General features: G+C 70.7%; 14 protein-coding genes. 6 read left to right on the top strand and 8 right to left on the bottom strand.

Translation table 11 applies throughout. From position 1 onward, the window contains the following. Window positions 1–2 precede the first annotated feature (2 nt). Entirely contained in the window at window positions 3–815 is an 813-nt protein-coding gene (locus tag AB0878_RS41975; RefSeq protein WP_366587437.1) for an MOSC N-terminal beta barrel domain-containing protein, read from the top strand. 108 nt (window positions 816–923) lie between these two features. Here AB0878_RS41975 and AB0878_RS41970 read toward each other — a convergent pair whose 3' ends face one another. Then, window positions 924–1610, bottom strand: a complete 687-nt coding sequence (locus tag AB0878_RS41970) for a nitroreductase family protein (RefSeq protein ID WP_366587434.1) — start codon at window positions 1608–1610, stop codon at window positions 924–926. A gap of 71 nt (window positions 1611–1681) precedes the next feature. Here AB0878_RS41970 and AB0878_RS41965 point away from each other — a divergent pair, with 71 nt between their 5' ends. Next, window positions 1682–2593, top strand: a complete 912-nt coding sequence (locus AB0878_RS41965; RefSeq protein ID WP_366587431.1) for a LysR family transcriptional regulator — start codon at window positions 1682–1684, stop codon at window positions 2591–2593. Between the two features lie 70 nt (window positions 2594–2663). On the opposite strand, the gene AB0878_RS41960 is transcribed toward AB0878_RS41965, so the two are convergent. Both AB0878_RS41960 and AB0878_RS41955 read right to left on the bottom strand, forming a co-directional pair. Beyond that, window positions 2664–3512 carry a DUF427 domain-containing protein gene (locus AB0878_RS41960; protein ID WP_366587428.1) on the bottom strand — a complete coding sequence of 283 codons (849 nt, stop codon included), beginning with the start codon at window positions 3510–3512 and terminating at the stop codon, window positions 2664–2666. Window positions 3513–3600: 88 nt separating this feature from the next. Next, entirely contained in the window at window positions 3601–4317 is a 717-nt protein-coding gene (locus tag AB0878_RS41955; protein WP_366587426.1) for an SDR family oxidoreductase, read from the bottom strand. 333 nt (window positions 4318–4650) lie between these two features. On the opposite strand from AB0878_RS41955, the gene AB0878_RS41950 reads away from it, so the two are divergent. Further along, a complete protein-coding gene (locus AB0878_RS41950; protein ID WP_366587424.1) occupies window positions 4651–5367 on the top strand; it encodes an SDR family oxidoreductase in 717 nt (238 codons plus the stop codon). A gap of 46 nt (window positions 5368–5413) precedes the next feature. On the opposite strand, the gene AB0878_RS41945 is transcribed toward AB0878_RS41950, so the two are convergent. Both AB0878_RS41945 and AB0878_RS41940 read right to left on the bottom strand, forming a co-directional pair. Next, a complete protein-coding gene (locus AB0878_RS41945) occupies window positions 5414–6649 on the bottom strand; it encodes a cytochrome P450 (RefSeq protein WP_366587421.1) in 1236 nt (411 codons plus the stop codon). Between the two features lie 177 nt (window positions 6650–6826). After that, the gene (locus AB0878_RS41940; protein ID WP_366587419.1) at window positions 6827–7723 is read right to left on the bottom strand and encodes a LysR family transcriptional regulator; all 897 of its coding nucleotides are present in this window, start codon (window positions 7721–7723) and stop codon (window positions 6827–6829) included. A gap of 109 nt (window positions 7724–7832) precedes the next feature. On the opposite strand from AB0878_RS41940, the gene AB0878_RS41935 reads away from it, so the two are divergent. Continuing rightward, window positions 7833–9506, top strand: a complete 1674-nt coding sequence (locus AB0878_RS41935; RefSeq protein WP_366587417.1) for an MOSC and FAD-binding oxidoreductase domain-containing protein — start codon at window positions 7833–7835, stop codon at window positions 9504–9506. A 1-nt stretch (window position 9507) separates the two neighbouring features. Here AB0878_RS41935 and AB0878_RS41930 read toward each other — a convergent pair whose 3' ends face one another. Together AB0878_RS41930 and AB0878_RS41925 are read right to left on the bottom strand one after the other, a co-directional pair. Then, the gene (locus AB0878_RS41930; RefSeq protein ID WP_366587415.1) at window positions 9508–9726 is read right to left on the bottom strand and encodes a hypothetical protein; all 219 of its coding nucleotides are present in this window, start codon (window positions 9724–9726) and stop codon (window positions 9508–9510) included. 116 nt (window positions 9727–9842) lie between these two features. Continuing rightward, complete coding sequence (locus tag AB0878_RS41925) at window positions 9843–11189, bottom strand: MFS transporter (RefSeq protein ID WP_366587413.1); 1347 nt, start codon at window positions 11187–11189, stop codon at window positions 9843–9845. Between the two features lie 224 nt (window positions 11190–11413). Here AB0878_RS41925 and AB0878_RS41920 point away from each other — a divergent pair, with 224 nt between their 5' ends. After that, window positions 11414–14182, top strand: coding sequence for a BTAD domain-containing putative transcriptional regulator (locus AB0878_RS41920; RefSeq protein WP_366587411.1), 2769 nt, complete (start codon window positions 11414–11416; stop codon window positions 14180–14182). Window positions 14183–14310: 128 nt separating this feature from the next. Then, complete coding sequence (locus AB0878_RS41915; protein WP_366587409.1) at window positions 14311–15480, top strand: serine hydrolase domain-containing protein; 1170 nt, start codon at window positions 14311–14313, stop codon at window positions 15478–15480. Here the strand turns inward: AB0878_RS41915 and gcvH are convergent. After that, complete coding sequence (gene gcvH / locus AB0878_RS41910; RefSeq protein WP_366587407.1) at window positions 15456–15836, bottom strand: glycine cleavage system protein GcvH; 381 nt, start codon at window positions 15834–15836, stop codon at window positions 15456–15458. The two genes, AB0878_RS41915 and gcvH, sit on opposite strands and share 25 nt — an antisense overlap. Window positions 15837–16034: the final 198 nt, after the last annotated feature.

The raw sequence follows: 16034 nt of genomic DNA, 5'->3' as shown, positions 1-16034 counted from the left end.
ACGTGCGTGTAGTGGCATTGCGGCGTTATCCGGTGAAATCCATGCTCGGCGAGGAAGTCACGGAAGCGCGGGTGGGCGCGGCCGGCCTCGATGGCGACCGCACGCTCGCCGTGATCGATTCCGACACCGGCTTTGTCGCGACGGCGAAACACCCGCGCTTGTGGCGCCGGCTCCTGGAGCTGGCGGCCGAGACCGACGGCCGGGTGTTCATCACCTTCCCGGACGGCACCAGACTGGCCGCCGACGACCCCGAAGCCGGCTCGCGGCTGTCGGACCTGCTGGGCCGCGCGATCACGGTGTCCGGGATCCGGCCCGACGGCGCGTCCGTCGAACGCCCGGACCCGGAAGACGTCCTCGACAACGGCGTGAGCGCCGTCGTTCCGGCCCAGACCCTGCAGATCGGCCAGGGCACGCCCGGGCGCAACTTCGTGGACCACTCCCCGATCCACCTCATCAGCACCGCAACGCTGGACCACCTCGACACCGAGGCCATCCGCTACCGGCCGAACCTCGTCATCGCGACCCCGCCCGGCACCGGCGCGTTCGTGGAGAACCACTGGCTGGGCAAGGAAATCCAGTTCGGCGACGCCGGAACGGGCGCGCGGCTGAGGGTCACGCTGCCGACCCCGCGGTGTGCCGTGCCGTCACTCGCCCACGGCACGCTGCCGCGCAACCCGCAGGCGGTGCGGGCGGTGATGGCGGGCAACCGCATCGACGTCGCGGGCCTCGGCAAGGCCATGCCGTGCGCGGGCGCGTACGCCGAGGTCGTGCGGCCGGGCACGCTCCACCTGGACGACCCGATCACCGTGTCCTGAACGCATTGTGTTCCGTTCTGAACAGCACCGTGTCCTGAAAACACCGCGTCCCGAACGCGCCCGGCCCCGAACGCACCCGGGGTCCTGAACGCACCCGGTCCTGAATGCTCAGTCGCCGACGAACACCAGTGCGTCCGACAGCGGTTTCCGCGTGAGGGCGGGGACCTCGCAGTCGTCGGCCGGATAGCCCACCGGGAAGAGGATGTACGGCCGCTCGGTCGACGGACGGTGCAGCACCCGGCTCAGGAACGCCATCGGGTTCGGTGTGTGCGTCAGCGTCGCGAGCCCCATCGAGTGCAGCGCGGCGAGGAAAAACCCACACGCGATCCCGACGCTTTCGGACGCGTAGCACGTCTTCTGCAGCTGTCCGTTCGGCAACACCCGGTGTTTCTGCGCGAACACCACCACGAGCCAGGGTGCGACTTCCAGGAACTCCTTGTGCTCGTCCGTTTCCAGCGGCGCGAGCGCGGCACGCCACTCGGGGATCTCGCGTTCGTGGTAGAAACGTTGCTCTTCTTGTTCGGCCGCCACCCGGATCTGGTGTTTCACCACCACATCCTGCGTGGCGACGAACGTCCACGGCTGCTGGTGCGCACCACTGGGTGCGGTGTTGGCCGCCCGCACCGCGAGCTCGATCGCCTCGGCCGGCACGGGATCGGGTGAGAACCAGCGCACCGACCGCCGCCGGTCCAGGTGGCGGTGGAACTCGGCGCCGCGGCGCAGCCCCTCGTCGACAGGCAGCCGCAGCGGGGCGTACGCCGCGAACGGGTATCGGTGCTTCCGCGTCTGAGTCACCTCGGCAACACTGCCAACCAGCGACTACCGAGTCCAGCTTGAAGAACTGAGCCCAGTTATATGATCAGCTCATGAATCTGCCGAACGTGACGATCCGGCAGCTCGAATACCTGATCGCCGTCGCCGAAACGGGCTCGCTCACCACCGCGGCCGAGCGCTGCCACGTCTCACAGGCCGCCATCTCCCTGGCCCTCACCGAGGTGGAACGCGCCCTCGGCCTGCGGCTGGTGATCCGTTCACCCCGGCGTGGCGCTTCGCTCACCGCGGCGGGCAAACAGGTGCTCACCGACGCGCGGCGGGTGGTCGGGGCCATGAGCGACCTCGGCGTCGAGGCCCGGGGGCTGAGCCGCGACGTGAGCGGCACGCTGGTCGTCGGCTGCTACGGCCCGATCGCGCCGTTCCACCTGCCGGCCGCGATCGCGACGTTCGAAAACGACCATCCGGACGTGTCGGTGCGCTTCGTCGAGGGCAGCCTGCCCGAGATCCAGGACCACCTGCTCGACGGCCGGTGCGAGATCGCGTTCCTTTACCAACAGGACGTCTACCCGGCGATCACGTTCCGGACCCTGTACGACCAGCAGCCCGCGATCCTCCTGCCGGGCGACCACCGGCTGGCCGGCCGCGAGTCGGTCTCGCTCGAAGAGCTGGCCGACGAGCCCTTCATCCTGCTCGACGTGCCCCCGAGCGAGCGCTACTTCCGTGCCGTGTTCGAGTCCGCGCAGCTGGCGATGGTTCCCGCACACCGGGCGCGAAGTTTCGAACTCGCACGGTCGCTTGTCGCACGCGGTCTCGGCTACTCGATGACCGTTCAGCAACCCGCGCTGTCGCATTCCTACGAAGGCCTGGCAGTAATCGCACTTCCGTTGCGCGAAAAGGCACCTTCGACACCCGTCATCATGGGCTGGCCGGCCGGAGGCCCGCTCACGCACCGAGCGCAGGTGTTCCTCGACCACTGCGAACGACTGTTCGCGGACGGCCACTGACGTCAATGTCCCGGCCGCAACACCCCGGCCATGACACCCCACCTCAGCGTCCCAGCCGCCGCGGCCCACCTCAGCGACGCGAAGCGAACGCCCGATCCAGCCCCGTCCTCGCTCCACCGCGGCCGAGCGTGTCGTGCAACCGCTTGCCATCGACGTACACCCCGAGCTTGTTCGGGTCGAACGCGACGAACCCCGCGACCGCCGCCGACTCCGCCGGAGCGTCCGTATAGGACCACGCCGCCCCGGACTGCCCACCGATGGCGTAGTACGTCGCCACCCCCTTGTACGGGCACCGAGTCCGCAAGGTCTCCTCGGCCAACGCGGTCTCGTCGACGTCCGCCCGCGGCAAATACCACTGCGGCTCCCGGTCCGATTCGTACAGCACCCGCGACCGGCGCGACTTCGCGACCACCCGTCCGTCCACTTCGACCACTACCTCGCGCGAGGCGTTCCGGACGTCGATGCGGTGGTAGGGGTCCGCGGCATGAGCGGTGACGGGCTCGTCCTCCTCCTGGAACCCGTCCATCGCCCGCCACGAGAAAGCGACGAGGTTCGCGAACTCAGCCGCATGAGCCGGCGGCCGCACGTGCTGCCACGCCGCGCCCTCGTGAACCCAGTCCCCGACGCGGACGGCGAACCACGCCGTCTTCCCGAGATCCGGGTGCAGCGTCGTGCGCTGGCGGAACTCCAGCACCTCGACCCGCACGTCCGCGGCCGGGAAGTACGCGACCGGAAACCGGCCCGGCGTGTGCAGGAGAACGACGTCCTCGCTGTCCGCGATCCACTCCCCCGCGAACCGCACCCGCAGCCGGCGTCGCAGGGGTTCGCGGTACGACAGGCGATCCGGCAACGCGCCGGGCACGAGGAACTTGCCCCGGAACACGTCCGGCTGCGGAGCGAGCAACCACGGCAACGGCATCACGAACCTCCGTTCATCGTTTCGATCCCCCACGACGCGCCCGATCGGGACCGCGCCGAACCCTTACGACCGTCCACTCAGGACAGCGTCACACCAGCGGCTCGCCACCGTCGACGCCCAGCGACACCCCGGTCACGAACCCGTTGGTGAGCGCGAAGAGCACCGCGTCGGCGATGTCCTCCGACGTCCCGATCCGCCGCGCGGGGTTGCTCGCCGAACGCTGCGCGAAGAGCGCGGCCTTCTTGTCGTCGCCGAGGGCGTCGTACGCGCCGGTGTCGATCGTGCCCGGCGAGACGGCGTTGACGCGGATCGGTGCGAGCTCCACCGCGAGCGCCTTCGTCAACGAGTCCACCGCGCCGTTGGTGGCGGCGACGGCCAGCATCCCGATCGACGGCTTGCGGGCCGTCGCGCCGGAGAAGATCACCATCGAGCCGTCGGCCGGCATCTTCGGGGCCAGGTGCTTCGCCAGCAGGATCGGGCCGATGACCTTGGTCTCGAACGAAAGCGCGATCGTGCCCTGCGCCAGGTCACCGACCAGGCCGCGGGCGCGGGCCGACGCCGTGGACACGACGTGGTCGACCTGCCCGAGACGCTCGGCGAGCGCGGCCACGCTGGCTTCGTCGGTCAGGTCGACCGTTTCGACCGAGACGCCCGGATCGTCGTACGCGCCCTTGAGCTTCTCCTCGTCGCGACCGGCGACGACGACCTCCGCACCCGCGGCGCGCACCGCGAGCACCACCGCCCGGGCGATGCCACTACCGCGACCGACGACGAGAACCTTGCGTCCCTTGAGGGATTCGGACATGAGTGTGTCTCCTTTGCACAGTCCCGCGAGGAAGCGTAGGCCGGGGGCTCGGCCCGCTTCATGAAAGTTTTCTGCCCGTGAGCGAGAGCCGGCGAATGCTTCACCCACCGTCTAACTAACGCGTACAACTACGCTATACCCATTAGTCTCACAGATGCAAGGCCCGGACTTTCACCCAGCCGAACGATCAAGGTCGACAGCCGGATACCCACCTAATGGTTGCCATCCATCCATGCACAAAACCTCACCTGACCAGCCACAACATCGATGGCTCCCCGCCGCGCCCGGGCCCTACGGTGGAAGAGTCCACAGAGGAGCACGGGAGGGACGGCCGTGGAGACAGCGCTGGAAAACCGGACGGTTCTGGTCATCGGACGGCCGAGCGGCATCGCCCGGGCGGTCACGCTCGCGGCCCGCGCCGAGGGCGCCCAGGTCGTGGTCGCGGGCCGCGACCCGGCCAAGCTGGCCCAGGCCTACGACGACGAGGGCATCCGCGCCGAAGAGGTCGACGTCACCGTCGACGAGTCCATCGCCGCACTGGCCGAACGTCTGGGCCAGGTCGACCACCTCGTCACCACGGCGTCGTCGCGCGCCCGCGGCCTCCTCGAAGAGCTGGACCGCGACGCGCTGCGCCGCTCGTTCGACACGAAGGTCATCGGACCTGTCATGCTCGCCAAGCACTTCGCGCCGCACCTCTCCGAAGACGGATCCTTCACGCTGTTCTCCGGCGTGGCCGCGTTCAAGCCCGCGGTCGGTTTCCTCGGCGTCGCCATCACCAACGGCGCAGCCGACTTCCTCACCCGCTCGCTGTCACTGGAGCTGGCGCCGATCCGCGTCAACGCCATCTCCCCGGGTGTCATCGACACCGGCATCTGGGACGCCCTGGGCGAAGAAGGCAAAGCCGCCTACTTCGAGCACTTCCGCACGCACAACCCGGCGCGGCGCATCGGCACCGTCGACGACATCGCGTCGGCCGTGCTCTTCGCGATGACCAACCCGTTCCTGACCGGCGTGACCCTGCGCGTCGACGGCGGCGAACCCCTGACCTGAGCCGAAAACCGGTGGCCCCGAGGCATCGAGGCCACCGGTCCGCCCGTCACACAGCTGCGTCACGCCCCAGGCGCACCGGCAGCTCCGCGTGACCGTTGGACAGGAACGAGCTCATCGGCACCAGCCGTGCCGACGGTTCCGCGAAAGCGAGGTCCGGGAACCGCTCGAACAACATCCGCAACGCCGTCGTCGCCTCCAGCCGCGCCAGCGGGGCACCGAGGCAGTGGTGGATCCCATGCCCGAACGCCAGGTGCCGCTTCACCCCGCGCATGATGTCGAACTCGCCCGCGGTCTCGCCGTACTCCGCCTCGTCCCGGCCGGCCGCGGCGTAGGCGGCGAGGATCGCGTCGCCCTCGGGGATGACGACGTCACCCAGGTCGATGTCGGCCACCGCGTACCGCAGCGGCAGGTACGCCACGGGTGCTTGCCACCGCAGGGTTTCCTCGACCGCGTCGCTCCACGTGCGCTCGCCGGACCGCACGAGCGCGAGCTGCTCCGGGTGCGTGAGCATCGCCGTCACGGCCTGGTCCAGCAGGTTCACGGTCGTCTCGTGCCCGGCGGTCAGCATGAGGATGAGGGTGTCGACGACCTCGGCGTCGGTGAGCCGGCCGAAGCGGTCGGAGTCGGCCTGGATGATCGCGCTCGTCACGTCGTCGCCGGGCCGCGCGCGTTTCTGCTCGGCCAGGCCCGTGAGGATCCGGTACATGTCCTCGGCGTTGGCCTGCGCGGCTTCGGGGGTGGTCGTCGTGTCGAAGACGGTGTCCACCACCTTGCGCAGGCCGGCGCGCTGTGAGTCGTCCACACCGAACAACCGGCAGATGACCTCCACCGGCAGCTGATACGCGAAAGCCGCTCGCAGGTCGACGACGTCGGCCCGGCCCAGCGCGGCCACCTCGTCGAGCAGCGTCGCCGTGATGCGTTCCACCCACGGCTTGAGCTCCATCGTCCGCTTCGCGGTGAAGCCCGACGCGACCAGCGAGCGCAACCGCCGGTGGTCGCTTCCGTAGGCGGTGAACATGTTCTGCACCGAAACCCAGAGCCGCAGCGGCCAGTCGGCGGCGATGCGGTCTTCCTTCCACGCGGCCCAGTGCTGCCGCGGATCCTTGGACACTCTGCTGTCGGTCAGCAGGGACTTGAGCGTGCCGGCGTGGCCGACCGCCCAGGCACGGACCCCGCCCGGCAGCTCCACCACCACCGCCGAGCCGCCGGCGCGCAACCGCGCGCCCTCCGCTTGGATGTCGGTCCCGTCGACGTCGAGTACAAAAGCCTGCAGCTGATCCACGTACGCGCTTCTTCCGTGATCGGGGGAACGCGCGCCAGAGCCGCGAGAATCATTGCGGGAGAAGAGAGTGCGAACCCATTTCGCGTTCCCGGTCGACAACCAGGTCGAGCGTCACGGTAGCCGCGTCAGGCGACGCGGAACCCGCGGCGCCGAGGCCGAAAGAATTCCGTCACACTCTCAGTTCGCGCGCGCCGGACGGCCTCCGGGCAACCCACGCCGTCGAAGATCGCCCACGAACAGGTCGACCAGCGAGTCCGACGGCGCCGCGACCACCACGACGATCTCCCGCTCCACCAGAGGATCCAGCCGCCGCACCACCCCCGGCGGGCGAGGAGGCAGCGCCGAGACGGGAACGATCGTCACGCCCATGCCCGCGGCCGCGAGCTGCGCGGCCGTGCGGGGGCTCCTGGTGCGCAGCACGGGATCCAGCACCACACCGTGGTCCGCGGCCAGCTGGTCGAGCCACACCGACAACCCGTTGTCACTCACGAAATGGACGAACGGCTCCGCCGCGAGATCCGCGAACGGCACCGACAGGCGTTCGCCGAACGGGTGGCCCGCCGGCGCGACGACCACCACCTCCTCCTCGCCGAGCACTTCGAGGTGCTCACCCGTCTCCGACGGCCGCGGTCCGACGGCGACGTCGACCTCGCCCGACGCCACGAGTTCCACCATCCGGTCGGAGCTGGTGTGCTCACTGAGCTCGATCAGCACCTCGGCCCGGCGCGCCCGCCAGTGCCGCAGCACCGGGACGAGCAGCCACGCCGTCATGGTCTCGGCGCAGGCGATCCGCAGCCGCCCCGCGCCGCCGGACCCGATCTGCCGGCCCACGCGCACCGCGCGTTCGGACGCCTTCAACGCCACCCGCGCCTCTTCCGCGACCGCGTGGCCCGCGGCGGTCACCCGCACGCCACGGCCCATCTTCTGCACCATCGGGGTGCCGATCTCGCGTTCGAGCGAGGCGAGCTGGTGCGACAGCGCGGGCTGCGACATCTGCAACGAGGCCGCGGCACGCGTCACCGAGCCCTCTTCCACGAGGGCGACCAGACATTCCAGGGCGCGCAGCGTTGTCATTCGGAAAATCTAACAAGATCCTCCGGAAATTTCATGTGACGTGACCATTTCCCGCACACCGCGGAAAACGCGCCCACAGTAGTTTGGCGCCATCGCGGAAGGAGCAGGCGTGCCAACGCTGGTGTCGGTCAACGTGGGAATGCCCAAGGACGTCGAGTGGAACGGCAGGATCGTCCACACCGGCATCTGGAAGGGCGCGGTCAGTGGCCCCCGGATGGTGCGGCGGCTCAACGTCGACGGCGACGGGCAGGGCGACCCGGCCGGGCACGGCGGCGAGCAGCGCGCGGTGTTCGTCTACCAGCTGGAGTCGATCGAGTACTGGCAGGCGTACTTCGGGCACGACAGCTACGAGTTCGGGCAGTTCGGCGAGAACTTCACCGTCACCGGGATGCCCGACGACGAAGTGTGCGTTGGCGACCGCTACCGCATCGGCGAGGCGGAGTTCGAGGTGACGCAGCCGCGCGTCACGTGTTTCCGCGTCGGCATGCGCCTGAACGAGCCGGAGCTGCCGTCGCTGCTGGTGTCCCACGGGCGGCCTGGGTTCTACTTCCGCGTCCTGCGCGAGGGCCACGTCGCGGCCGGCGACGAGATCGTGCGCACCCGGCGCGGCCCGCACGAGATGACCGTCGCCGACGTCGACGCCCTGCTCTACACCCCGAACCGCACCACCGAAGCGCTCGAGTCCGCCGTCGACATCCCCGCGCTGAGCCCCGGCTGGCGCCAGTCGTTCCGCGAGCTGCTCAGCCCGGCCGAGAAGCCCGCTGACCCGGGCTGGACCGGGTTCCGGCCGCTGACCGTGACGAAGGTCGTGCGCGAGAGCGCGACCATCACGTCCGTCCACCTCGACGCGCCCGGCGAAGCCCTCCCGGCCGCGCGGCCCGGCCAGTACCTCACCGTGCGGCTGCCGGGTGCCGGCGAAACGCCGCTGGTCCGCAGCTACTCGCTCTCGACGACCGAGGGCTACCGCATCAGCGTGAAGCGCGACGGCGCCGCCAGCACCTACGTGCACGACGTGCTGAAGGCCGGCGACACCCTCGACGCGGCCGCGCCCCGCGGCGACTTCGTGCTGGAGCCGGGTTCCGGCCCGGTCGTGCTGGTGTCCGCCGGCGTCGGTGTCACCCCCGTCCTGGCGATGCTGCACCAGCTCGCCGCGGAGGAGCCCGAGCGTGAGGTCTGGTGGATCCAGACGGCCCGCAACGCTGCGGACCAAGCGTTCGAGCTCGAAGTCCGGGGTCTGCTCGCGAGGCTGCCGAACAGTCACGCGCACTTTTTCCACACCCGGCCGGAATCCGGCGCGGACAGCCGTCGCGTCACCGGCCGGACGCTGAAGGAGCTCGCCCTGCCGGCCGGCGCCACCGCGTACGTCTGCGGCCCGCCGTCCTTCATGGACGACGTCCGCGAAGCTCTCGTCGCGCTGGGCTGCACCGACGTGCGCACGGAACTCTTCGGCGCCCTCGCCGCGATCAACCCCGGCGTGCGCGAGGCCGGCACCGTCGCGCCCCACCCGCCGGACGGCCCGCCCGGAACCGGCCCCGCCGTCACCTTCGCCCGCAGCGGCCTCACGGTCCGCTGGCGCGACGACGGGGAAACCCTGCTGGAGCTGGCCGAAGCGTGTGCCGTGCCCACTCGTTGGGCCTGTCGCAGCGGCGTCTGCCACACCTGCGACACCCCGCTGCTCGCCGGCACGACGACGTACGACCCGGCGCCGCTCGAACTGCCCCCGGCCGGGCGGATCCTCGTGTGCTGCGCCCGGCCGGAGACCGACGTCGTGCTCGACCAGTAGGTCACCGACCGCGCCGGCGCGGGGACACCAGCCCGGCGATCGAGCACCCGGCCAGGATCACGCCCAGCACGGCCACGACCACCTCCAGCGCGGGCTGGTTCACGCTGGAGGTGCTGAGCACCAGCACGGCTTGAACGGCCAGCGCGAGACCGACGAGGAGCCAGAGCACGCACAGCCCCGCGGTTCGCGGGATCACGTGCCACCGAGTGCCAGCCGACATGAGAACTTCCCTTCGTCCGGGTCGGCACCTGGCTACCCGGCGGCCCCGTCGGCCGAACCGGTCCCACGCCGATCTTGGTCGCACGGACCGATTTCGGTGCTCGAACGGACAACGGTTCAGCGGGCGGGCCGCATCGCGAACCCGGCCGAGACGAGGGCGAGCACGACCACCGCGGCGAGTACGCCCAACGCGATCGGCAGCCGCGCCGTGAACGCCGCCGTGTTCAGGATCGCGCCGAGCACCGACACCGACATCAGCGCGCCCGACTGCCGGCTCGTGTTCTGCACGCCGGACGCGACACCCGACTGGTGCACCGGCACGCTCGGGACCAGCAGCGACGTGAGCGCGGAGAACGCGATCGTGCTCGACACCCCGACCAGCAGCAGGCCGGCTGCGACCGGTACATACGCCGGGGCCCCGGTGAAGACCAGCAGCACCGCGACGCCCGACGCGCAGCAGGCGAACCCGGTCAGCAGCGCCACGGGGTTGCCGAACCTGCGCGACAGCGGCCGGTAGAGGACGAGCGAGCCGATCGTCGACCCGACCGTGAGCGGCAGGAGCGCGATCCCGGCCTCGCCCGCCGACCAGCCGCGCACCTGCTGGAAGTACAGCGACATCACGAAAAGCGTGCCGTAGAAGAGGAACCCCATGAACGCGGCGCTTGCCACCGCGACCGTGCGCACGCGGACCGAGAAGAACCCCCGCGGCAGCATGGGCTGCGCGACGCGGCGTTCGACCAGCCAGAACGCGGCGGCGGACAGGAGGCCGCCGGCCAGCAGGCCGAGGCTGAGCGGGGAGCTCCAGCCCGCGCTGCCGCTCACGATCACGCCGGCGGTGATCAGCCCGAGCGCGGCCACGGCCGTGACCTGCCCGGCGTGGTCGACCTTGCGCTTGTGGCGCGGCGCCTCCGTGATCCCGGCCCGGGCCAGCAGGATCGCGGCGACACCGATGGGCAGGTTGATCAGGAAGATGCTGCGCCAGCCGAACGCGTCGATCAGCAGCCCGCCCACCATGGGCCCGACCGCGGTGGAGATCGCGCCGGTGGACACCCAGATCGCCGTGGCGCGGGCGCGTTCGCCGTCGTCGGAGAACAGCGTGCGGATCAGCGCGAGCGTCGCCGGCAGCAGCGCTGCCGCGCCCACGCCCTGCACGACGCGGGCGGCGATGAGCACGTGCACCGACGGCGCCAGCGAGCAGGCCAGCGAGGCGGCGGTGAAGATCGCGGTGCCCCAGAGGAAACACCGGCGCAGGCCCCAGCGGTCGCCCAGCGCACCCGCTGTGAGCAGCAGCGCGGCGAGGCACAGCGTGTACGCGTTGATCACCCACTGGACCGAGGCCAGGGACGTCTTCAGGTCGTCGCGCAGCGCGGGCACGGCGATGTTGAGCACGCTGCCGTCGAGGATGATCGCGAAGTACCCCAGGCAGATCCCGGTGAAGCCCACGGTCCGGGCTCTTGCGGCCATCAGGGCTCCTTTCGCGAGGCTTCCCGCGAATGTAGCCGCCGCGACCGAATCCGGGCGGCACGACGCGGCGCATTCCTTAATCGAATGATAAGGATTCCGGATCCGAATTCGTCGACGGCGCGGAACTAGAATGCGGGACGCGGTTACCTGTCGGGTGAGACATTCGGCGACCGTGCTTAAGATGTGGCGAATGTTCGCGCGGAGCGGGTCAGAGGTGGTCTCAGATGTCTCTCGGCTTCCGGCTCCTGGCCAACGTCGAGGTGGTCCGGGGCGAGGAGCCCCAGCCGATCGGCCCGGCCGGGCCACGCGCCATCCTGGTGTCGCTGCTGCTCGAAGCCGGGCAGCCGGTCTCGCTCGACGACCTCGTGGTCCGCGTGTGGGGCGACGAAGCACCCGGCAGCGCGCGGGGCATGGTGCACAGCTACTTCACCCGGCTGCGCACGGCGCTGGCGGGTGAGCACCGGATCGTGCGCCGGGGCCACGGGTACGTGCTCGACGTCGAGCCCGGCCAGGTCGACGTACATCGCTTCCGGCGGCTGAGCGGCCTCGCCCGGCGTTCGGAGGACGCCGAGGAGCAGGTCGGGTTCTACGACGAAGCGCTGGAGCTGTGGCGGGGCGAACCGTTCGCGGGGCTGGACAGCCCGTGGCTGCGGGAGTTCCGCACCGCGCTGCTGGCCGAGCGCGACGAAGTGCTCCTGGCCAGAACGGACCTGCAGCTCGAGCTCGGTCGCCACGCGCAGGTGCTGCCGACGCTCACCAGCCGGGCCGAGCACCACCCGTACGACGAACGTCTGGCCGGGCAGCTGATGGTCGCGCTGCACCGGACCGGCCGCCAGGCCGACGCGTTGCGGCACTTCCAGAAGGTGAAGACGCTGCTGACCGAGGAGCTCGGGGTGAATCCCGGCCCCGCGCTGAGGGCCGTGTACCAGGCGATCCTGCGGGACGAGACCACTGTGGACGATCAACCCGCGCGGTCCGGCCCGGCCGACGACGATCCCGGCCTCCCACCGCCGGTTCCGCGGCAGCTGCCGGCGCCGCCGCGCGCGTTCACCGGGCGCGACCGGGAGCTCTCGGCGCTGGCGGACGCTCCGGTGTCGGTGATCGTCGGCCCCGGCGGGGTCGGCAAGACCTGTCTCGCGCTGCGCTGGGCGCACGACCACGCCGGCCGCTACCCCGACGGGCAGCTGTTCGTCGATCTGCGGGGGTTCGCGCCGTCCGGGGACCGGGTGCCGCCGGAGACCGCCGTGCGCGCGTTCCTCTCCGCGCTCGGCGTGAAGCCGGCGGCCGTCCCGCAGGACCTCGCCGCGATGAGCGGTCTCTACCGCAGCCTGGTGGCGGACAAACGCCTGCTGGTGGTCATCGACAACGCGCTCGACGCCGACCAGGTCACCCCGCTGTTGCCGGGCACCTCGCAGTGCCCGGTGGTGGTCACGAGCCGCAACCGGCTGACCACTTTGGTCTCGAGCCACCACGCCGACCTCATCTCCCTCGACGTCCTCGACGGCGCCGCCGCGCGGCAGCTGCTCGTCTCGCGGCTGGGCCCTTCGCGCACGGCAGCGGAGCCCGCGGCCGTCACCCGGCTCGCCGACGCGTGTGGGGGCCTGCCGCTGGCCCTGAGCATCGTCGTCGGCCGGGCACAGGAGCACCCCGAGTTCGCGCTCACCGCGCTGGCCGACGAGCTCGCCGACTCCGGCTCCACCCTCAACGCGCTGGAGATCGGCACCGACCTCAGCATCCGGGCCGTGCTGCGGACGTCGCTGGCGGCGTTGGCGGGCGAGCCCGCGGAGCTGTTCACGCTGCTCGGTCTCGTGCCCGGCCCGGACATCTCGCTCGACGCCGCGGCGTCACTCGCGGGCAAGACCTACGCGGCGACGCGGACCGCGTTGCGAGTTCTCGAACGCGCTTCGTTGGTCCAGCAACACGAGCCGGGCCGCTTCCGCCTTCACGACCTGGTGCGTGCGTACGCGCGAGAACTCGCACAACTTTCGCGCGACAACGAACAAATCACGTCCGCACTCCACCGTTTGACGTGCTTTTACCTCCACACCCTGGTTCACGCGGTCACTCTCGCCGACGCCGGGCGTCCGCCCATCACCCCCGTGCCGCTCCCCGCGGGGTGCACGCCCGTGCCGCTGCGCGACAGCACCGAAGCCAAGCGGTGGGTGAACACGGAGGCCGAGAACATCGGCGCCGTCCGGTCGGTGGCGAAAGAGCGCGAGTGGCACAAGATCGTGTGGCAGCTGGCGTGGGGCAGCAGCTCGCTCTACGCCACCCAGGGCGACGCGCACCACGCCATCGGGGTCTGGCGCGACGGGCTGGCCGCCGCGCAGATCCTCGGGGAACGCAGCTCCGAATGTCTGGCCCGCCGAGTGATCGCCCAAGCCCTCACCCGCACCGGCCGCCACGAGGAAGCCGTCCAGCACGTGGAGGTGGCGCTGACCATCGCCGAGGAGCTCGGCGACGTGTCGCAGCGGGTGCTCAGCCTCAACGCGTGGTCCGAGATCTCCGTACGGGCGCAGCGGATCGCCGAGGCCGTCGAGCTGAGCACCGACGCGTGGCAGCTGGCCGCCGGGCTGCCCCCGGCGATCCGGGCATGGGTCGGCAACCACCTCGCGTGGGCGTTGCAGCTGGAGCGCCAGTACGACAGGGCGCTGGAGATCTCGGAACAGGCTCTCGCGCTGGCCGACGAGGCCCGCATGAACAACATCCGTCCGGCCCTTTTGGACACTCTCGGCACCATCCACCTCGGCCTCGGGAACCTCGACCGGGCCATCGCCTACCTCGAAGAGGCGCTGGCGCTGTTCGGGGACGAGATGTTCTCCATCCCGGACACCCTGCTCACGCTCGGCGCCGCCTACGAGAAGCTGGGCCGCCACGACCTCGCCTTGAAGAGTCTGCGCCAGGCGGTGGATCTCTACCACCAGCAACATCGCGAGCACGACGGACGGCAAGCCCGGCGTGCACTCGACGACCTCCTGCGGGCGACCCCGTGATCGCGCGGGCGACGTTTCCCGCCTTTCCGGCCAACGCGACCTTTTCCCGCCGCAGGGCCGGGGAGAATCGACCTCGCCGGGCCGCCACCAGCGCGTCCGGCGATCTCGCCTCGACCTAAGGAAAGCCGATGCCCCTCTCGTCCCCCGCACCCGTGCACGGTGAGACCGCCGAAGGTTTCGAGCCGGTGGCCCAGGCTTTCCGCGAGAACTTCGGTGAGCGCGACGAGCTGGGCGCGGCCGTCACCGTCGTGGTGCGCGGCCGGACCGTGGTCGACCTGTGGGGCGGTTGGGCGGACGAGGAGCGCCGGGTTCCGTGGCGACGCCCGACACTGACCAACCTGTGGTCTTCCACCAAGGGCCTCGTCGCGCTGTGCGCGATGCAGCTCGTGGAAAGCGGCGATCTCGACCTCGACGCGCCGGTCGCCCGCTACTGGCCCGAGTTCGCCGCCGCGGGCAAGGCCGGCATCCCCGTCCGGTGGCTGCTTTCGCATCGCTCCGGCGTCACCGGGGTCGCGCCCGAGCACCCGCTGCAGATCGACGACCTGCTCGACTGGACGAAGATGACCCTGCTCCTGTCCGCACAGGAGCCGTTGTTCGAGCCCGGTTCGACCAGCGGGTACCACGCGCTGTCCTACGGTTTCCTCATCGGCGAGGTGATCCGCCGGATCACCGGGCAGACCGTCGGCGAGTTCTTCCGCGCCAACGTCGCGCACCCGCTCAACGTGGACGTCCACATCGGAGTGAGCCGCGACGACCTCACCCGCTGCTCCACGATGGTCGAGCCGTCCGCCGGTCCGGAAAGGACAGTCGTGCCGGACCGTGCGACGCTGGCCGCGCTCGCCAACCCGCTTCCCCTGGGCCGCACGGCGAACCTCACCCGCTGGCGCGTCGCGGAGGTGCCGGCGGCCAACGGGCACGGCACCGCCCACGGCCTCGCCACGATCTACGGCGCCCTCGCCGACGGGTCGGAACGGCTGCTGCGCGAGGAAACGATCGAGCTCGCCCGCACCGGCCAGGGCCGCGGCCGCGACCTGGTCATGGGGCTGGACAACGAGTTCGGCCTCGGGTTCACCCTCGGCAGCGGCCAGCTCAGCTTCGGCCCCAACCCCCGTAGCTTCGGGCACGACGGGTTCGGCGGCTCGACCGGGTTCGCCGACCCGGAGAACGGCGTCGGCTTCGGGTACGTGATGAACCGGATGGGCGCCCACCCACGCGACGATCCGCGCAAGATGGCGCTGGTCGAGGCGACCTACGCCTGCCTCGCCCGCGTGGCTCAGCCCTCGGTGGAGGTCCGGTAGTCCTGCCCGCCCAACAGTTTCGTCTCCCCGGGCCGCACGTCGACGGTAATGAGCCAGCCGTCGCCGTACGGGTCGTCGTTGACGACCTCCGGGCTGTCGGCGAGCAGGCCGTTGACCGCGGTGACCACTCCGGACACCGGCGCGTAGACCTCGGCCACGCTCTTCGTCGACTCGACCTCGCCGAACGGCTCGCCCGCCATGATCTTGGCACCGACCGCCGGCAGGGACACGGAGATGATGTCGCCCAGCTCCTCCTGCGCGAAATCGCTGACGCCGATGCGCGCCGAGTTGCCCGGCAGCCGCCGCACCCACTGGTGCGTTGCGGTGTACTCGACCTCGGGGTCCACTTCGGCCATTTCGGTGCCACACCTTTCGCCGGCGGACGAGTTGCGGTTCACTGCTGTGCGCCGGATGAGCGTAGATCGTCCCCGGCCGCCGCGGCGGGGTCGTCGCATGAGTCTTTCCGAGGCTCGGCCGCCGAAAGACGAATGACACCGACCGTGCGCGGGTGATCGCCGCGCGCGATAAAGCTTTCGTCAATGCCGGGCCAACGC

This window comes from Amycolatopsis sp. NPDC047767 (assembly GCF_040704195.1).
Classification (GTDB): Bacteria; Actinomycetota; Actinomycetes; order Mycobacteriales; family Pseudonocardiaceae; genus Amycolatopsis.
This window is presented reverse-complemented; position numbering and strand designations above follow the sequence as displayed.